This window comes from Pseudomonas sp. Wu6 (assembly GCF_019891515.1).
Classification (GTDB): Bacteria; Pseudomonadota; Gammaproteobacteria; order Pseudomonadales; family Pseudomonadaceae; genus Aquipseudomonas; species Aquipseudomonas orientalis_A.
On the sequence record NZ_JAFLXH010000003.1, the window covers coordinates 187532 to 205662 of the forward strand.

Genomic DNA, 18131 nt, shown 5'->3' on the forward strand with positions numbered 1-18131 from the left:
ATGGGCATTGATCTTCCGCTGATCTGGGCCGTGATCATCATCTTCGGCATCATGATGTACGTGGTGATGGACGGCTTCGACCTGGGCATCGGCATCCTGTTTCCATTTGTGAAGGGCAAGACCGACCGCGACGTCATGATGAACACCGTGGCGCCCGTGTGGGACGGTAACGAAACCTGGCTGGTATTGGGCGGCGCGGGCTTGTTCGGTGCATTCCCGCTGGCTTACTCGGTAGTGTTGTCGGCGTTGTACCTGCCGCTGATCCTGATGTTGATCGGGCTGATCTTTCGTGGCGTGGCCTTCGAGTTCCGCTTCAAGGCCAAGGACCATAAGCGCCACCTGTGGGACAAGGCATTTATCGGCGGCTCGCTGACGGCCACGTTCTTCCAGGGCGTGGCGCTGGGGGCGTTTATCGATGGCATTCCGGTGGTGAATCGCCAGTTCGCCGGCGGCTCGCTGGACTGGCTGACCCCGTTCACGATGTTCTGCGGCGTGGCGTTGATCGTGGCGTATGCCTTGCTTGGCTGCACCTGGCTGATCATGAAGACCGAAGGCAAGTTGCAGGAACAGATGCACAACCTGGCGCGCCCGCTGGCCTTCGTGGTGTTGGCGGTGATCGGTATCGTCAGCCTCTGGACGCCGCTGACCCACGCCGAAATCGCCTCGCGCTGGTTCACCCTGCCGAATCTGTTCTGGTTCCTGCCCGTGCCGCTGCTGGTGCTGGTGACGATGTACGGGTTATTCCGCGCCGTGGCACGCCGGGCGCACTACACGCCCTTCCTGCTGACGCTGGTATTGATCTTCCTGGGTTACAGCGGCCTGGGGATCAGCCTGTGGCCGAACATCATTCCACCGTCAGTCTCGATCTGGGACGCCGCCGCGCCGCCGCAAAGCCAGGGCTTCATGCTGGTGGGCACCTTGTTCATCATTCCGTTCATCCTGGGCTACACCTTCTGGAGCTACTACGTGTTCCGCGGCAAGGTCACCCATGAAGACGGTTATCACTAGGAGGGTCGCAGCATGGCGGGCAAACCTTCGTTGCACGATATCGAACAGGCCGAGAAACAGCCGCTTTGGCGGCGCCTTGGATGGCTGGCGATGATCTGGACCGGCAGTGTGCTGGCCTTGTTTATCGTCGCCAGCCTGATGCGCATGTTCATGAACGCGGCCGGGCTGACCACCCACTGACATCCCGATCCGGGCTTTGCGGCCCGGTTTTTCAGCCCTGCTCTTCTTACCGGAAGGGCAGGGCTTTTTTTATTTGCGCGCCTTGAGAATGACGAACTTGGGTGTGGCCGCCACTTGTTCGACGCCACGGAACAGGCGCGCCAATTTGCTGTGATAACCCAGGTGACGGTTACCGACGATATACAGCGCGCCACCCACCACCAGCGCCTCCCGCGCCTGCTGGAACATGCGCCAGGCGAGAAAGTCGCCCACCACCTGCTGCTGGTGGAAAGGCGGGTTGCACAGCACCACGTCCAACGACTGCGGGGCCTGGCCGGCCAGGCCGTCATCAGCGCGCACGATGACATCACGGCCGCCCAGCGCGGCCTGCCAGTTTTCGGCAGCTGACTGCACCGCCATGAAGGACTCGTCCACCAGGGTGTAGTGCGCGTCGGGATTTTGCAGCGCGCTGGCAATTGCCAATACGCCGTTGCCGCAGCCAAGGTCGGCCACGCGGGCGCCGCCCAGGTTGTTCGGCAGGTGCGGCAGGAACGCGCGCGTGCCGATGTCCAGGCCTTCGCGGCAGAACACGTTGGCATGGTTGAGCAGTTCGATGGCCGGGGTATCCAGCGAGTAGCGGGTAGGGTAGGGCGATACGGGCGCGGGGCGCTGCGCGACGGTGGCGATCAGCAGCCGGGCCTTCTTTGCCGCAAGCGTGGCATGCATCGGCCCGATATAACGCTCCAGCAGTTCACCGGCGGCGCGCGGCAAGTGTTTGACCATGGCCCCGGCGATCACTTCGGCGCCCGGTGCGAGTTGCCCGTGCAACCGGATCAACTGTTCTTCGAGCAGCGCCAGGGTCTTCGGCACACGGAGCAACACCCGATCGAATGGCCCGACCGGCACTTGGCTGGCCGGTACGAACGTTACCGCATCAAAGGCTTTACCGTTGCGCGCCAGGTTTTTTCCCAGGCCTTGGGCGGCGAGGAACGAGTCCCCGCTGGAGGTCACCTGCACCTGGCCTGCAAGGCTGGCCGCGAGGGCGCCGAAGCTGTCATTGAGTACCAGCACACGGGTTGCCGCAGGGGGTTGCTGGCCGGCGAGGTGGCTGAGCAGGTATTCGTCGGCGGCATCGAAGGCTTGCAGCGGATCATTGTGTTGCTCGGGCTGACGGATCAAATCGAGCTGGGCGAAGGGGCTGTCAAGCAGGGGCATGGCGGGGCAGGCTCTGGGTAATCGACGGAACCGTCTGAGTGAACGGCGAGGCAACCTGTGAAAGGGCTGAATCAACACTCAGAATGGGCCGCAAATGTTACTTTTTTTTCAGCGCGATGACATGCGGTGTTTCTTGTTCGGGTCAAAACAGTCCTGCTTTAGAGGCACTGAGCACGGCCTGGATCTTATTGTGCACGCCAAGTTTCTTGAAGGTACTGCTGATATGAAAGCCCACTGTACGCTCGGACAGGCAGAGAATGGCCGCAATCTCGGAAGCGGTCTTGCCCATGGCGGACCACTTGAGGACCTCCGTCTCCCGTGCGGTCAACTTGCTGGGCGTGTTGATATGGGCTTTGTCGGCGTATTTTTTTGCAACCACTGCATGCATCGCATGGCAGAGCCACAACACCTGCCCGGCTTTTTCGTAAAGCTCTTCGGGGCTGACCTCGCCTTTGCCACGCGTCAGCGTGAGCATGCTGAACACACCCTGGAAATCATGGACCGCCTGACTCCAGCCCAAGTGCACCCCAAACGACTGGGCCAACTCCCACAGCTGGGGGGTACTGCTAAACGTTTTCGGGTCCCAGACAATGGGCAGGACACTGTTCTTGCAGTGGGATACAACAGGGTCTATTTCGAAGAAATGCGCTCGTTTGTAAATATTTCTCCATTCACTGGGATGGTTATCAAGATGTATGGGGTCTGTTTGGTTGCTTGGGGCTTGAGAACTCATCGTAAATGAGCAATGTTGGAATCCTAATTCATACGTGTGATTGACGACCATTTCAAACACGCTGGTGATTTCGCTCTCGCCTTCAAGCTTGGGCAGCCGTGTATTGCGCCATTTGACCATCGATTGCTCTCCACAGGTTTTCGTGTGACTTGGGTACGTCCTCATCCCAATGCGACTTGAATGGAAAGTGTAGGATAAGTCTTACTTGTGGGGCTGAAAAAAACTCCTTGACTGCCTTGGGTCAGGCTGTAACAGAGTGGACAAGGACTGGGCTTTAGTCGGACTTATGGAAGAGAGCGCAGTTTTTCAATTAGTTACGAATGATGTCAAAGTGACGCCATCGGTACGTTCGCTTTCGTGTTGTTGCGTATTGCGGGCGTATTCATAGCGAAATGTTTAGTTCGGTGTTGGGACGCTATTTGTCACCGATTGTTACCCGCCTGACAGGGCCGTCGACTCGGTTGACTGTAATGCCATTACCAATCAGCGGTGTTTGCGCGGCGCGCTTTGAGAGACACTACGGCCCTGTGCAAAACGGAGCCCCCCATGACGGCCAGTGCTGAGAAATTTACCCGCCAGACCTTGCTCGATGTGCAATCGCTGACTCCCAGCCTTTTCACCCTGCGCACCACGCGTGATGCCGGTTTTCGCTTTACCGCCGGCCAATTCGTGCGTCTGGGCGTCACCAAGGCGGATGGCAGTACCGTGTGGCGCGCCTATTCCATCGTGTCGTCACCGTTTGACGAATACCTCGATTTCTTTTCCATCGTGGTTCCAGGCGGCGAGTTCACCAGTGAGTTGAGCCGCCTGAAAGTCGGCGATAGCGTGCTGGTGGAGCGCCAGGCCACGGGCTTTCTGACGCTGAACCGCTTTGTGGACGGGCGTGATCTGTGGCTGCTGGGCACCGGCACCGGGGTGGCACCGTTTCTGTCGATCCTGCAGGATTTCGAGGTGTGGGAGAAGTTCGAACGTATCGTCCTGGTGTACAGCGCACGCGAGGCCAGGGAACTGGCCTACCAGACGCTGATCAAGGACCTGGGCGAGCGCGAATACCTGGCCGAATACGCCCACAAGCTGATCTACATCCCTATCGTCACCCGCGAGCGGCATCCGGGCGCATTGAACGGGCGCATCACCACCTTGATCGAGAACGGGGAGCTGGAGCGCGCGGCCGGCATCGCGTTGACAGCGCAGCACTCACGCGTGCTGATTTGCGGCAACCCGCAGATGGTCGATGACACGCGCCAGTTGCTCAAGCAGCGCGACATGCAACTGAGCCTGAGCCGACGCCCGGGCCAGGTGGCGGTGGAAAACTACTGGTAAAAAAAAGGCGCCTCACGAGGCGCCTTTTTGCATCTGCCGGTCAGAGCGGTTTGTCGTTCTGTGCCTTGAGCAGGTCGCGAATCTCGCCCAACAGCACCTCTTGCTTGGTCGGCGTCGGCGGCAGGCTCGGGGCTACGGCCTCTTCGCGCTTGAGGCGGTTGATCGCCTTTACACCCATGAAGATGGCGAAGGCGACGATCAAAAAGTCGACCACGCTCTGGATGAACTTGCCGTATGCCAGCACCACGGCGGGTGCATCGCCTTGCGCGGCTTTAAGCGTGATTGCCAGGTCGCCGAAGTCCACGCCACCGATCAACAGGCCGAGGGGCGGCATTACCACGTCGCCTACAAACGAGGAAACAATTTTGCCGAACGCGGCGCCGATGATAATACCGACGGCCATGTCGACCACATTACCTTTGACCGCGAAGGCCTTGAACTCACTGATCACGCCCATAAGTTATTCCTTGTTACAGATGAGAAGGGTGGAGGTCAGTGTAAGTCAGTCGTAGCGGGCTCGCGCGACACAACCTTTAACACTGTTGGTTTTTATCGACACATTAAAACGCAATTAGTTTGCAAAGTGCCACCAATCGCGCGCGGAATACGGCTAATTTCAGCGGGTTACCACATTTTTTTCTCAATCGGGCCTGTGGGGTTTTTCTATTTATCTTCTGACCCGCAGGTCACTAGCCTCTGGCAAGCACAACTGAATGTGCACTAAAAAAACCAGAGGAAACCTTGATGAACCATTCAATCAATCGCAGGCCCGTGTCGGCACGCCAAGCCTTGGCGTTGGTGACCGCCAGCCTGCTGACCCTCTCCGTGCAAGCCGCCAACCTGACCCGTGACAACGGCGCCGCCGTTGGCGATAACCAGAACTCGCAGACGGCCGGCGCCAATGGCCCCGTGCTGCTGCAGGACGTTCAATTGATTCAGAAGCTGCAGCGCTTCGACCGCGAACGTATCCCCGAGCGCGTGGTGCATGCCCGTGGCACGGGCGCCCATGGCACCTTCACCGTGACCGACAACCTCAGCGACCTGACCAAGGCCAAGGTATTTGCCGCCGGTGAAGCCACGCCGGTATTCGTGCGCTTCTCGGCCGTGGTCCACGGAAACCATTCCCCGGAAACCCTGCGCGACCCACGGGGCTTCGCCACCAAGTTCTATACCGCCGAAGGCAACTGGGACCTGGTCGGTAATAACTTCCCGACGTTCTTCATTCGCGATGCCATCAAGTTCCCGGACATGGTCCACGCGTTCAAACCGGACCCGCGCACTAACCTGGACGATGACTCGCGTCGTTTCGACTTCTTCTCCCATGTTCCCGAGTCCACACGCACACTGACCGAGTTGTACTCGGACTCCGGCACACCGGCCAGTTACCGGGAGATGGACGGCAACGGCGTACATGCCTACAAGTTGATCAACGCCAAGGGTGAAGTGCACTACGTCAAGTTTCACTGGAAGAGCCTGCAAGGCATCAAGAACCTTGACCCCAAGCAAGTCACCGAAGTGCAAGGGCGTGACTACAGCCATATGACCAATGACCTGGTCACCCATATCAACAAGGGCGACTTCCCCAAGTGGGACCTGTATGTGCAGGTGTTGAAACCTGAAGACCTGGCCAAGTTCGATTTCGACCCACTGGACGCCACCAAGATCTGGCCGAATGTGCCGGAGCGCAAAGTCGGGCAAATGGTGCTCAACCGCAACCCGGGCAATGTTTTCCAGGAGACCGAACAAGTGGCGATGGCCCCGGCCAACCTGGTGCCGGGTATCGAACCGTCGGAAGACCGCCTGCTGCAAGGTCGGGTGTTCTCCTACGCCGACACGCAAATGTACCGATTGGGCGCCAATGCCCTGCAACTGCCGATCAATGCCCCAAGGGTCACCGTCAACAACGGCAACCAGGACGGCGCGCTGAACTTCGGCAAGACCACCACCGGCGTGAACTATCAGCCAAGCCGTCTGTTGCCACGGGAAGAGCCGCAGGCTGCGCGCTACAGCCAGTCGCCGCTGTCGGGCAGCACCCAGCAGGCGAAGATTCAGCGTGAGCAGAACTTCAAGCAGGCCGGTGACTTGTATCGCTCCTACAGCAAGAAAGAGCGTCAGGACCTGATCGACAACTTCGGCGGCTCGTTGGCGACCACCGATGATGAAAGCAAGCACATCATCTTGTCGTTCCTCTACAAGGCCGACCCGGAGTACGGCACCGGTGTGGCCAAGGTGGCCAAGGGTGACTTGGCGCGTGTGAAAGCACTGGCTGACAAACTGACTGACTAACCACGCCCTCCTGTAGGAGCGAGCTTGCTCGCGAAGAACTCAAAGGCAACGCATTTATCCAGGATGCACGCGTTATCGTTGACGTTTTTCGCGAGCAAGCGCGCTCCTGCAAGGGGATCTTTCTCAAGGATCTTGATCATGCGTACGTTCATATGGGCACTGCTGGCCTGCTGTTCGTTCAGTGTGCTGGCCGAACAACCCCCCTCCAATGACCCTGGTGCGCTCAAGGCGCAGCTTCAGGACTATTATTTCGACGCCGCCCGTCGTGGCGACCTCGACATGCTCAACACTTTCATTGAGTCGGGCTACGCCCTGAATACTCAGGACGACAAGGGCTACACCGCCTTGATCCTCGCCGCCTATCACGGCCAAAGCGCCTACGTTGAGCGCCTGTTGGCCGCCGGCGCCGACGCCTGCGTGCAGGACAAACGCGGCAACACCGCGCTGATGGGCGCGATTTTCAAAGGCGAACTGCAAATCGCCCAGCGCTTGCTGGCCACCGACTGCAACCCCGACCAACGCAACGGCGCGGGGCAGACGGCCGCCATGTACGCCGGGCTATTCAAACGCGTGGAGTTGTTAAGCGAATTGAAGGCCAAAGGCGCCGACCTGAATGCCGAAGACCCCATCGGCAACAGCGCTTCACGCTTGGCCAACGGTGAAATCCGGACCCCGGCGCCGCGCTGAGCTATCATCGCGGTTTTTCGGTTGGAGGTTCTTCAATGGCAAAGGCCAAGCGCATGTACGGCTGCACCGAGTGCGGCGCGACCTTTCCCAAATGGGCGGGCCAGTGCGGCGAGTGCGGTGCGTGGAACACCCTGACTGAAACCATGATTGAAAGCGGTGGCGCCGCAGCGCCCACCGGCCGCGCCGGTTGGACCGGGCAACAAGCGCAGATCAAGACCCTGGCCGAAGTCAGCGTCGAAGAGATCCCGCGTTTCTCCACGGCCTCCGGCGAGTTGGACCGGGTATTGGGCGGCGGCCTGGTGGACGGCTCGGTTGTGCTGATCGGCGGCGACCCCGGCATCGGTAAATCCACGATCCTGCTGCAAACCCTGTGCAGCATCGCCAGCCGCATGCCGGCGCTGTACGTCACCGGGGAAGAGTCCCAGCAACAAGTGGCCATGCGCGCCCGTCGTCTGGGCCTGCCCCAGGACCAACTGCGGGTCATGACCGAAACCTGCATCGAAAGCATCATCGCCACGGCGCGCATCGAAAAGCCCAAGGTCATGGTGATCGACTCGATCCAGACGATTTTCACCGAGCAACTGCAATCGGCGCCCGGCGGCGTATCCCAGGTGCGTGAAAGCGCGGCGCTGTTGGTGCGCTATGCCAAGCAGAGCGGCACGGCGATCTTCCTGGTCGGCCACGTGACCAAGGAAGGCGCGCTGGCCGGGCCGCGAGTGCTGGAGCACATGGTGGATACCGTGCTGTATTTCGAAGGTGAATCCGATGGCCGCCTGCGGTTGCTGCGGGCGGTGAAGAACCGTTTTGGCGCGGTGAACGAGTTGGGTGTATTTGCCATGACCGACCGCGGGCTGAAAGAAGTCTCCAATCCGTCGGCGATTTTTCTCACCCGCGCTCAGGAAGAAGTCCCAGGCAGCGTGGTGATGGCGACGTGGGAAGGCACCCGGCCGATGCTGGTGGAAGTCCAGGCGCTGGTGGATGACAGCCATCTGGCCAACCCGCGCCGGGTCACCCTCGGCCTGGACCAGAATCGCCTGGCCATGCTGTTGGCGGTATTGCACCGCCATGGCGGCATTCCGACTCACGATCAGGACGTCTTCCTCAACGTGGTGGGCGGGGTCAAGGTGCTGGAGACCGCGTCCGACCTGGCGTTGATGGCGGCGGTGATGTCCAGCTTGCGCAACCGGCCGTTGCCCCATGACTTGCTGGTGTTTGGCGAGGTGGGTTTGTCGGGCGAAGTGCGCCCGGTGCCCAGTGGCCAGGAGCGCTTGAAAGAGGCGGCCAAGCATGGCTTCAAGCGGGCGATCGTGCCCAAGGGCAATGCGCCGAAGGAAATGCCGCCAGGGTTGCAGGTGATTGGGGTCACGCGCCTGGAACAGGCGCTGGATGCGCTGTTCGAGTAATCAGCAACACCGCAAAACCCATGTGGGAGGGGGCTTGCCCCCGATGACGGCAGGTCAGTCAATCTATCAGCGCCTGACACACTGCTATCGGGGGCAAGCCCCCTCCCACATTTTGACCTGTGTTGGATTCCAGGTTTCCAGCAATGCCGCCACCGCTGCGCCATCATCCAGCCTTTATTTCCGCTTTTTTTGCCTCGGCAAGGCTCTAGACCAAGGAAGGGGGTGGCCTTTAAGGCCAACAGCGCTAAACTCGGGCTGGCTGTCCTTTCTGTCCACCCTGGCTGGAATATAAAAATGAAAAATAATAATAGCCTGCTACGCCATCTACCCTGGCTGGTGCTGGCAATCGTAGGAGCATGCGCCCTCGGCGTAGTGGCCTTGCGCCGCGGCGAGGCGATCAACGCCTTGTGGATTGTGGTTGCTGCGGTGGCCATCTACCTGGTCGCGTACCGGTACTACAGCCTGTTCATCGCCAATAACGTGATGCAACTGGACCCACGGCGGGCAACTCCCGCAGTGGTCAACAACGACGGTCTGGACTACGTGCCGACCAACAAACACATCCTTTTCGGTCACCACTTTGCGGCGATTGCCGGCGCGGGCCCTCTGGTCGGCCCGGTATTGGCGGCGCAAATGGGTTACCTGCCCGGCACGCTTTGGCTGATTGCCGGTGTGGTGCTGGCCGGTGCGGTGCAGGATTTCATGATTCTGTTCCTGTCCACCCGGCGTAACGGCCGTTCCCTGGGCGATATGGTCCGCGAAGAAATGGGCCGCATTCCCGGGACCATTGCGCTGTTCGGCTGCTTCCTGATCATGATCATCATCCTCGCGGTGCTGGCGCTGATCGTGGTCAAGGCCCTGGCCGAAAGCCCGTGGGGCATCTTCACGGTGATGGCGACCATCCCGATCGCGATGTTCATGGGCATTTACATGCGCTACATCCGCCCGGGCCGCATTGGCGAGATTTCGATCATCGGCGTGCTGTTGCTGCTGGGTTCGATCTGGCTGGGCGGGCAGATCGCCGCTGACCCGGTATGGGCCAAGGCCTTCACCTTTACCGGCATCCAGATCACCTGGATGCTGATCGGCTACGGGTTTGTTGCCGCAGTATTGCCGGTATGGCTGATCCTGGCCCCGCGTGACTACCTGTCGACTTTCCTCAAAATCGGCACCATCATCGCGCTGGCGATTGGCATCCTGGTCACCATGCCTGACCTGAAAATGCCGGCGCTTACCCAGTTCATCGACGGCACCGGCCCGGTGTGGAAGGGCGGCCTGTTCCCGTTCCTGTTCATCACCATTGCCTGCGGCGCGGTCTCCGGCTTCCATGCGCTGATCTCCTCGGGCACCACGCCCAAGCTGCTGGCCAATGAAAGCCACGCGCGCTACATCGGTTACGGCGGCATGCTGATGGAGTCGTTCGTGGCCATCATGGCGATGGTTGCCGCGTCGGTGATCGAGCCTGGCGTGTACTTCGCCATGAACAGCCCGGCGGCGATTGTCGGCACCGACGTGGTAACCGTGGCGCAGACCGTCAGCAGCTGGGGCTTTGCAATCACCCCCGAGGCGCTGTCGGCCGTGGCCCATGACATCGGTGAAACCACCATCCTGGCCCGTGCCGGCGGTGCACCGACCCTGGCGGTCGGTATCGCGCAGATCCTGCACAGCGTACTGCCGGGTGAAAACACCATGGCGTTCTGGTACCACTTTGCGATCCTGTTCGAAGCGCTGTTCATCCTGACGGCAGTCGACGCCGGTACCCGTGCCGGTCGTTTCATGCTGCAGGATCTGCTCGGCTCCTTCGTGCCGTCGCTCAAGCGCACCGAATCCTGGACCGCCAACCTGATCGCCACCGCCGGTTGTGTGGCGATGTGGGGTTACCTGCTGTACCAGGGCGTGATCGACCCACTGGGCGGCATCAACACCTTGTGGCCGCTGTTCGGTATCTCCAACCAGATGCTGGCCGGGATCGCGCTGATGCTCGCCACGGTTGTGCTGATCAAAATGAAGCGTCAGCGCTACATTTGGGTGACCCTGGTGCCGGCCGTCTGGCTGTTGATCTGCACCACCACGGCGGGCTTTATCAAGCTGTTCGACGCCAACCCGGCAATCGGCTTCCTGTCGCTGGCGAAGAAATACAGCGATGCCCTGGCCAACGGTCAGATCCTGGCCCCGGCCAAGAGCATCGACCAGATGCAGCACGTGATCTACAACGCCTACACCAACGCAACGCTGACGGCGCTGTTCCTGTTCGTGGTGTTCAGCATCCTGTTCTATGCGCTCAAGGTCGGCATTGCCGCCTGGGGCAACAAAGAGCGTACGGATAAAGAAGCGCCATTCCAGGCCGTACCGGACGCATAACCGAGGATTGCAACCATGTTCAATGACATCAGTCGCCTCGGTAAATACCTCGGTCAGGCCGCGCGCCTGATGGTCGGCATGCCCGACTACGACACGTACGTCGAGCATATGCAAACCAAGCACCCGGACAAGCCGATGATGGACTACAAGGCGTTCTTCCGCGAACGCCAGGAGGCCCGTTACGGCGGCAAGGGTGGGCCCAAGTGCTGCTGACCCGGCACTCGGGCCAGTAGTGATTCCATGTGGGAGGGGGCTTGCCCCCGATAGCGGTGTATCAGCGACACATCAGTGCCTGACACACCGCCATCGGGGGCAAGCCCCCTCCCACATTTGTTTTGTGTTCCTTCAGATATAAGGAGAACTGTCTGTGTCCTCTCCCATTCCGGTCACCGTGCTCAGCGGCTTTCTCGGCGCCGGCAAGACCACCTTGCTGCGTCATCTGCTCAAGGCCGAACACGGCTTGAAGATCGCCGTGATCGAAAACGAATTCAGTGATGCCGGCATCGATACCCAACTGTTGGGCGCAGAGCCGGTACAGGTCATGACCCTCTCCAACGGCTGCGTGTGCTGCACCATCCATACCGACTTGACCAAGGCGCTGTACTTGCTGCTCGAGCGGCTGGACAGCGGCGAAATCGCCTTCGACCGCCTGGTGATCGAGTGCACCGGCCTGGCCGATCCCGCGCCGGTGGCCCAGACCTTTTTTATCGATGAGGAACTGCGCGAGCGCTATATCCTTGACGGCATCATCACCCTGGTGGACGCGGCCCACGCCGAGCAACACCTGACCCAGACCATCGCCCAGGCCCAGATCGGCTTTGCCGACCGCCTGCTGGTGAGCAAGCGCGACCTGGTAGACGAAGCCTCCTTCAACGCCCTCAGCGAACGCCTGACCCGCATCAATCGCCGCGCACCAATCCGGGTGGTGGAGCATGGCAAGATCGACCTCGCCGAGTTACTGGATGTGCGCGGCTTCAACCTCAACGCTGGCATGAGCCTGCGCCCGGTCAGCGCTGCGCCATCGGTCGACCGTATTTCCAGCCTGGTGCTGCGCACCGACCAGCCGCTGGATATCGACCGCCTCAGTGAGTTCATGAACGAACTGTTGGAAGACCATGGCAAGCAACTGCTGCGCTACAAGGGCGTGCTGAACATCGCCGGGGAGGATCGGCGCATGGTGTTCCAGGGCGTGCTGAAGCTCTACGGCTTCGACTGGGACACCGAGTGGGCCGAGGGCGAGACGCGGGAAAGTGTGATTGTGTTTATTGCCGACGAATTGCCGGAAGACAAGATTCGAGAAGGCTTTGCCAGGGTCTACCGGGCATAAAAAAGCCCACCTGTAGGAGCGAGCTTGCTCGCGAAGAACTCACAGGTAACGCGTGCTTCCAGGATGCACGCGTTACCGTTGACGTTTTTCGCGAGCAAGCTCGCTCCTACAGTGGGCTTCTTAGTATTACGCGCCGTACACCGGCAGCTTCTTGCAGATGGCCTTGACCTTCTCACGTACCGCGTCGATCACGGCTTCGTTGTTCAGGTCCGCCAGGATGTCGCAGATCCAGCCGGCCAGTTCCTTGCACTCGGCTTCCTTGAAGCCACGGGTGGTCACAGCCGGGGTGCCGAAGCGCAGGCCGGAGGTGACGAACGGCGAACGTGGGTCGTTCGGCACGGAGTTCTTGTTCACGGTGATGAAGGCTTTGCCCAGGGCAGCGTCAGCATCTTTACCGGAAATGTCCTGCTTGATCAGCGACAGCAGGAACAGGTGGTTCTCGGTACCGCCGGACACCACGTCAAAACCGCGCTCGATGAACACGCCGGCCATGGCCTTGGCGTTCTTGACCACTTGTTGCTGGTAGGTCTTGAACTCAGGCTGCAGCGCTTCCTTGAAGCAGATCGCCTTGGCCGCGATCACGTGTTCCAGCGGGCCACCCTGGGCGCCCGGGAATACGGCGGAGTTGAGCTTCTTCTCGATCTCGGCATTGGCGCGCGCCAGGATCAGGCCGCCACGTGGACCGCGCAGGGTCTTGTGGGTAGTGGTGGTGACCACGTCGGCGTAAGGCACCGGGTTCGGGTAGACGCCCGCAGCGACCAAGCCTGCAACGTGCGCCATGTCCACGAACAGGTAGGCGCCAACCTTGTCGGCGATGGCGCGGAAGCGTGGGAAATCCAGGATCTGCGAGTAGGCAGAGAAACCGGCCACGATCATTTTTGGCTTGTGCTCGACCGCCAGGCGCTCGACTTCGTCGTAGTCGATCAGGCCGTTGGCATCGATACCGTATTGAACGGCGTTGTACAGCTTGCCGGAGGAGGACACGCTGGCGCCGTGGGTCAGGTGGCCGCCGTGGGCCAGGCTCATGCCCAGGATGGTATCGCCACCTTGCAGCAGGGCCAGGTACACCGCGCTGTTGGCTTGGGAACCGGCGTGGGGCTGGACGTTGGCGTAATCGGCGCCGAACAGTTCTTTTGCACGGTCGATGGCCAACTGCTCAACCACGTCGACGTATTCGCAACCGCCGTAGTAGCGCTTGCCTGGGTAGCCTTCGGCGTACTTGTTGGTCAGCACCGAACCTTGAGCCTCCATCACCGCAGGGCTGGTGTAGTTTTCCGAAGCGATCAGCTCAATGTGCTCTTCCTGGCGCACGGCTTCTTGCTCCATGGCGGCGAAGAGATCGGCGTCGTACTTGGCAATAGTCAAATCACGGCTGAACATGGCGGTCCTCAAGGATCGGGGGCAGAAAAGGAGGGCATTCTAACCCAATGGGTTTTGGATGGCATATGAAAGGACATCATGTCGCGGACAAGTGGGGCTCATCTGGGTGTGGGGGGGGACTGTGCCGGCCTCACCACACATCTCAGTCAAACATGAACAGCGCATCATTGCTGAACTGCGCCTCGAACCGATTCGCCGGCATCGGCCGCCCGAACAGGTAGCCCTGCACTTCATCGCAGCCATGCTCGCGCAGGAAGTCCAACTGCTCGTGGGTTTCCACGCCCTCGGCGATCACCGCCAGGTTCAGGCTGTGGGCCATGGCGATGATGGCGCGGGCGATCTGCGCATCCTGCTCGCCGGAGGGCAGGCCGTCGACGAAGGTGCGGTCGATCTTCAGGACGTCGATGGGGAATTGCTTGAGGTAGTTGAGCGATGAATAACCGGTGCCGAAGTCGTCGACCGCAATGCTCAGCCCCAGGTTTTTCAGGCTGGCGAGGATCTGCATGGCTTCGTTGACTTCGCGCATCAGGATACTTTCGGTCAGCTCCAGCTCCAGGCACGCCGGTGGCAGGCCGGTGTCCTTGAGGATGGTGGCGATGCGCGTGCCCAACTGCCCGTCGGAGAACTGTCGCGCCGAGATGTTGACCGAGACTTTCGGCACCCGCACTTTGTTCTGGTGCCAGGTCTTGAGCTGGCGACAGGCTTCGCTGATCACCCAGTCGCCCACATCCACCACCAGCCCCAGCTCTTCGAGCACCGGAATGAAATCCCCCGGCGGCACCAGGCCGCGGCGTGGATGGCGCCAGCGCAGCAGGGCTTCGGCGCCGGTCAGGCGTTTGCCGTCGCCGCTGAACTGCGGCTGGTAATAGAGCACGAATTCGTCCTGTTCCAGGGCGTGGCGCAGGTCGCTTTCCAGTTCCAGGCGTTCCAGGGCGCTGGCGTTCATGTCGGCCTGGTAGAACTGGAAGTTGTTCTTGCCGCGTTCCTTGGCGTGGTACATCGCCGTGTCGGCGTTTTTCATCAACTGGCTCAGCTCGTTACCGTCCTGGGGACTCAAGGCGATGCCGATGCTGGCGGTCACGAAGAACTCGCGGCCTTCGAGCACGAACGGCTTCACCAGGCTGGCCAGGATCTGCTCGGCCACGGTGATGGCACGGTTCAGCGCCATTTCGCGGTTGATACGCGGTTGCAGCAGCAGGGTGAACTCGTCGCCGCCCATCCGCGCCACGGTGTCGTCTTCGGCCACGCAACCGAGCAGGCGCGTGGCCATTTCCTTGAGCATACGGTCGCCGGCGGCATGACCCAGGGAGTCGTTGATCGGCTTGAAACGGTCGAGGTCGAGGAACATCAGCACCACCCACGATTTCTGCCGCTCGGCCGATTGCAACGCGGTGTGCAGGCGGTCCTGGAACAGCGTGCGGTTGGGCAGGTGGGTCAAGGCGTCGTAGTAGGCCAGGCGGTGGATGCGCTGTTCGCTGGCCTTGCGCTCGCTGATATCGCTGAAGAAACACACGTAGCTGGCCAGGTCGCCTTCATCATCGAACACGGCCGTGATACCGACCCAGGCCGGGTAGTGCTCGCCATTGCGGCGCTTGAGCCACACTTCACCTTCCCAGGTGCTGTGCTGGTGCAATTGCTTGAGCACGTAGCGCAGGTGGGCTTCCTGCTGTTCGTCGACGGTGAGCATGTTCGGCAACTGGTCGAGTACATCGCTGACGGCGTAACCGCTGACCCGGCTGAAGGCTTCGTTGGCCTGTACGATATAGCCGGCCGGGTCGGTGATCAGGATCGCCGAGGTGGAGTGTTCGAACACCGTGGCCGCCATGCGCAGGTCTTTTTCCGCGCGGCGTTGCTGGCTGATATCACGGCCGACGCCGAGGATGCCTTCAAACGCGCCATGTTCGTCCCACACCAGCACCACGCGCAGCTCGATCGGCACTTTGCGCCCATCGGCGCGCAGGCAGTCGAACAGGAACAGTTGGGTCTGCACCTCATCGCGCAGGCTGTTCAGCGCCTCGGGATTACCCACGGCACGGCTGACCTGCTCCATCAGGCCGTACATGCCGGTGAGCTGCTGCGGGTTGGCAATGATCGACTGCCAGCCGTTCTTGAACACCCAGTCCACGTCGTACCCCAGCACGGCGTTGACCGATGGGCTGACGTAGTTGAGGGCCAGTCGGCTGTCGGTGGAACAGATCACGTCACTGATGCTTTCGGCCAGCATGCGGTAGCGTTGTTCGCTGTCGCGCAGGGATTCGCTGGCCTCGATCTGGTCGGTGATGTCCTTGGCCACGCCGATGATCCGTGTGACCGCCGCCGAGGTGTCCGTGGCCAGGGCCTGTTCGCGAATGTCGAAGCGTCGCCACTGGTTGTTGCGGTGACGAAAGCGCAGCTGGCAGTGCAGTTGGGTCGTATAACCCACCTCGCGTTGCTGTTGACGCGCGTCCTGGTAATGCTCGGCGTCTTCGGGGTGCAGCAGGATTTCCCAGAAGTACTCCCCCATTTTCTGCAGTTCGGCTTTGTTGTAGCCGAGGGTATGGCCCAGGTGATGGTTGCTGAAGATCATGCGCTGGCTGACCACGTCCTGCACATACAGGTGGTCGGGCACGGTGCGTACCACATCCGACCAGAAACTCTCGCGCTCGACCAGCGACAGCTCGATCAGCTTGCGGCTGGTGATATCGCTGATGCTGAGGATGACCGCCCTGATGTCATCCTGCTGTTCCGGCAAACGCATGACCAGCCACAGGTATTGTTCATTGCCCATCACATCGTTGAGCTGGATTTCCAGCTCCAGTTGTTTTTGCCGGGTCAGTACGGCTTCCAGCACCTGGTGGCCGATCGAGGTGGCATTGTGCGGCCCATCGTCAATCAGGCGCTCCCAGGCCTGCTCGCAGGAGCTGACGCCCAACAGGCGCACCGCCATCTGGTTGATCTCGGTGACGCGCAACTCCTTGAGCAGTTTGCGCCGCTCGGCGGGGTTGGCCTGCATCCAGGCATGCAATTGTTCGCTGTCCTGCACCTGAGGCTTGTCGCAGAACGCCTTCACCCCCGACAGATCGAGTACGCACAAGGCCACGCCGGTGCCTTCGAAAATATCCTGGTAACGTCGGCGGCCCTCATTCACCTGGCGCTGGCGCCGGCGCATGTTCAGCAGCACGATCACCGGGATCAGCGAAAAAGCCAGGCCCAGCAGGCATTTGCCGATAAAGGCCGGCAGCAGTTGTTCGAGCACCGCGCTGCGGTCGAACAGCCCGTGCAGTTGCCAGTCACTTTTGCTCAAGGGTGTGACCAGCACACTTTTATTCAACTCGTCCGGGGTCAACGCAGTGGCCCAGGGTGCTGGCATGCCGCTGTCGCGGCTGACCACGCGGTGGTTCAGGCGGTTCTCGATCGCCCACATCGGGCGCTGGCCCTGGGCATCCTGGCGCGTCAGGTTGGCCAGGTAAGTGGGCGTCAGGCGCAGTGCCCAGTACAGTTTCGAGCCACCGCTGGGCTGGTGCAGCAACAGATAGATGACGGTGCCGTCGCTGTCGTTGCTCAGGTAATAGGCTTGGGCGTGGCTGCGCTTGACCAGTTCTTCGAGCAGGGCGCTGTCCTGGCTGTCGCCGGCGGTGTCGCTGATCAGCGCGCCGCTGGGGGCGAGCAGGGCGAAGCTGCGCAATTCGGGAAATGAGCGCTGCAACGTGCGCATCAGGGCCTGTTGTTGTTCGGCGTTGCGCGGCGGTTCGACCATCGGTAGCAGATTCAAGGCAATCTGTGCGCTCAGGGCCATGTTCTGGCTGATCTGTTCGGCCAGGTCGGCGCTGTAGTCGATGGTGTATTGCTGCTGGTTTTTCTGGTTCTGCTGCAATTGGTCGAGCAGTTGCCAGAACAATAACGCGAGCAACACCAGCACAAGCGTCGCCAACGCGCCTTTAAAGGTGCCGTGCAGGGGCGCTCCTGGCGCTAGATGAGCGGCGCGCAAGGGCGTGGGCGGCGTGACTTTGGACAAGCTGTGATCCTGCGGTTGGCTGGACTGGCGCGCGACGTGCACTATAAGCCGGACGCCCGGAGGGCGGCTAGCATGCCTTGAGTTGTGGCAAAGTGCCAGTCCCGCCTGGCTGGACTGCCCCAGCGCATTCAGGTAGCTTTGCCGGTTACGCGGGGGCGTTCCAGCCCCAGATATTCAGGCTTTTTTTCGCTCGCCGGCATTGATGATAGTCAACGGCCCGCGCGGCGCATGGCCTGGCACGGGCTTCGTCCGCAT

14 protein-coding genes are annotated in these 18131 nt (G+C 60.8%); 9 read left to right on the forward strand and 5 right to left on the reverse strand.

The features are described 5' to 3' along the window. Both cydB and J1G34_RS03285 read left to right on the forward strand, forming a co-directional pair. Positions 1–1008: a cytochrome d ubiquinol oxidase subunit II gene (gene cydB, locus J1G34_RS03280; RefSeq protein ID WP_065886905.1), complete on the forward strand. Its 1008-nt coding sequence runs from the start codon at positions 1–3 to the stop codon at positions 1006–1008. Positions 1009–1020: 12 nt separating this feature from the next. Then, positions 1021–1188 (forward strand): DUF2474 domain-containing protein, encoded by a 168-nt coding sequence (locus J1G34_RS03285; RefSeq protein WP_065886906.1) that lies wholly within the window; start codon positions 1021–1023, stop codon positions 1186–1188. A gap of 69 nt (positions 1189–1257) precedes the next feature. Here J1G34_RS03285 and J1G34_RS03290 read toward each other — a convergent pair whose 3' ends face one another. Then, positions 1258–2382, reverse strand: a complete 1125-nt coding sequence (locus J1G34_RS03290; protein ID WP_128876058.1) for a methyltransferase — start codon at positions 2380–2382, stop codon at positions 1258–1260. A gap of 142 nt (positions 2383–2524) precedes the next feature. Next, positions 2525–3235: a helix-turn-helix transcriptional regulator gene (locus J1G34_RS03295; RefSeq protein ID WP_065895212.1), complete on the reverse strand. Its 711-nt coding sequence runs from the start codon at positions 3233–3235 to the stop codon at positions 2525–2527. A 426-nt stretch (positions 3236–3661) separates the two neighbouring features. On the opposite strand from J1G34_RS03295, the gene J1G34_RS03300 reads away from it, so the two are divergent. Continuing rightward, on the forward strand, positions 3662–4438 hold the full coding sequence (locus J1G34_RS03300) for a ferredoxin--NADP reductase (protein ID WP_122562038.1): 777 nt from the start codon (positions 3662–3664) through the stop codon (positions 4436–4438). A gap of 40 nt (positions 4439–4478) precedes the next feature. Here J1G34_RS03300 and mscL read toward each other — a convergent pair whose 3' ends face one another. Continuing rightward, positions 4479–4895 (reverse strand): large-conductance mechanosensitive channel protein MscL, encoded by a 417-nt coding sequence (mscL, locus tag J1G34_RS03305; RefSeq protein WP_065886910.1) that lies wholly within the window; start codon positions 4893–4895, stop codon positions 4479–4481. Between the two features lie 287 nt (positions 4896–5182). On the opposite strand from mscL, the gene katB reads away from it, so the two are divergent. The 6 genes from katB (at position 5183) to yjiA (ending at position 12502) form a co-directional block, all read left to right on the forward strand. After that, the gene (katB, locus tag J1G34_RS03310; RefSeq protein WP_065895215.1) at positions 5183–6724 is read left to right on the forward strand and encodes a catalase KatB; all 1542 of its coding nucleotides are present in this window, start codon (positions 5183–5185) and stop codon (positions 6722–6724) included. A 138-nt stretch (positions 6725–6862) separates the two neighbouring features. Continuing rightward, positions 6863–7411 carry an ankyrin repeat domain-containing protein gene (locus tag J1G34_RS03315; RefSeq protein WP_122463081.1) on the forward strand — a complete coding sequence of 183 codons (549 nt, stop codon included), beginning with the start codon at positions 6863–6865 and terminating at the stop codon, positions 7409–7411. A gap of 35 nt (positions 7412–7446) precedes the next feature. Further along, a complete protein-coding gene (radA, locus tag J1G34_RS03320; protein ID WP_032884669.1) occupies positions 7447–8814 on the forward strand; it encodes a DNA repair protein RadA in 1368 nt (455 codons plus the stop codon). Between the two features lie 294 nt (positions 8815–9108). Then, positions 9109–11175 (forward strand): carbon starvation CstA family protein, encoded by a 2067-nt coding sequence (locus tag J1G34_RS03325; protein WP_065897629.1) that lies wholly within the window; start codon positions 9109–9111, stop codon positions 11173–11175. 15 nt (positions 11176–11190) lie between these two features. Further along, on the forward strand, positions 11191–11388 hold the full coding sequence (locus J1G34_RS03330) for a YbdD/YjiX family protein (protein ID WP_003176208.1): 198 nt from the start codon (positions 11191–11193) through the stop codon (positions 11386–11388). A gap of 154 nt (positions 11389–11542) precedes the next feature. Continuing rightward, complete coding sequence (gene yjiA, locus J1G34_RS03335) at positions 11543–12502, forward strand: GTPase (RefSeq protein WP_122562041.1); 960 nt, start codon at positions 11543–11545, stop codon at positions 12500–12502. A 126-nt stretch (positions 12503–12628) separates the two neighbouring features. Here yjiA and glyA read toward each other — a convergent pair whose 3' ends face one another. Together glyA and J1G34_RS03345 are read right to left on the reverse strand one after the other, a co-directional pair. Then, the gene (gene glyA / locus J1G34_RS03340; RefSeq protein WP_065895218.1) at positions 12629–13882 is read right to left on the reverse strand and encodes a serine hydroxymethyltransferase; all 1254 of its coding nucleotides are present in this window, start codon (positions 13880–13882) and stop codon (positions 12629–12631) included. A 142-nt stretch (positions 13883–14024) separates the two neighbouring features. Next, positions 14025–17876: a sensor domain-containing protein gene (locus tag J1G34_RS03345; protein WP_122463098.1), complete on the reverse strand. Its 3852-nt coding sequence runs from the start codon at positions 17874–17876 to the stop codon at positions 14025–14027. Between the last annotated feature and the right edge of the window lie 255 nt (positions 17877–18131).

Bases quoted from the DNA above. Each gene is read 5' to 3' on its own strand.
- J1G34_RS03295 (WP_065895212.1), bottom strand. From the start codon at position 3,235: ATGGTCAAATGGCGCAATACACGGCTGCCCAAGCTTGAAGGCGAGAGC.
- J1G34_RS03285 (WP_065886906.1), top strand. From the start codon at position 1,021: ATGGCGGGCAAACCTTCGTTGCACGATATCGAACAGGCCGAGAAACAG.
- J1G34_RS03330 (WP_003176208.1), top strand. From the start codon at position 11,191: ATGTTCAATGACATCAGTCGCCTCGGTAAATACCTCGGTCAGGCCGCG.
- J1G34_RS03290 (WP_128876058.1), bottom strand. From the start codon at position 2,382: ATGCCCCTGCTTGACAGCCCCTTCGCCCAGCTCGATTTGATCCGTCAG.
- J1G34_RS03325 (WP_065897629.1), top strand. From the start codon at position 9,109: ATGAAAAATAATAATAGCCTGCTACGCCATCTACCCTGGCTGGTGCTG.
- radA (WP_032884669.1), top strand. From the start codon at position 7,447: ATGGCAAAGGCCAAGCGCATGTACGGCTGCACCGAGTGCGGCGCGACC.
- glyA (WP_065895218.1), bottom strand. From the start codon at position 13,882: ATGTTCAGCCGTGATTTGACTATTGCCAAGTACGACGCCGATCTCTTC.
- J1G34_RS03315 (WP_122463081.1), top strand. From the start codon at position 6,863: ATGCGTACGTTCATATGGGCACTGCTGGCCTGCTGTTCGTTCAGTGTG.
- katB (WP_065895215.1), top strand. From the start codon at position 5,183: ATGAACCATTCAATCAATCGCAGGCCCGTGTCGGCACGCCAAGCCTTG.
- cydB (WP_065886905.1), top strand. From the start codon at position 1: ATGGGCATTGATCTTCCGCTGATCTGGGCCGTGATCATCATCTTCGGC.
- mscL (WP_065886910.1), bottom strand. From the start codon at position 4,895: ATGGGCGTGATCAGTGAGTTCAAGGCCTTCGCGGTCAAAGGTAATGTG.
- J1G34_RS03300 (WP_122562038.1), top strand. From the start codon at position 3,662: ATGACGGCCAGTGCTGAGAAATTTACCCGCCAGACCTTGCTCGATGTG.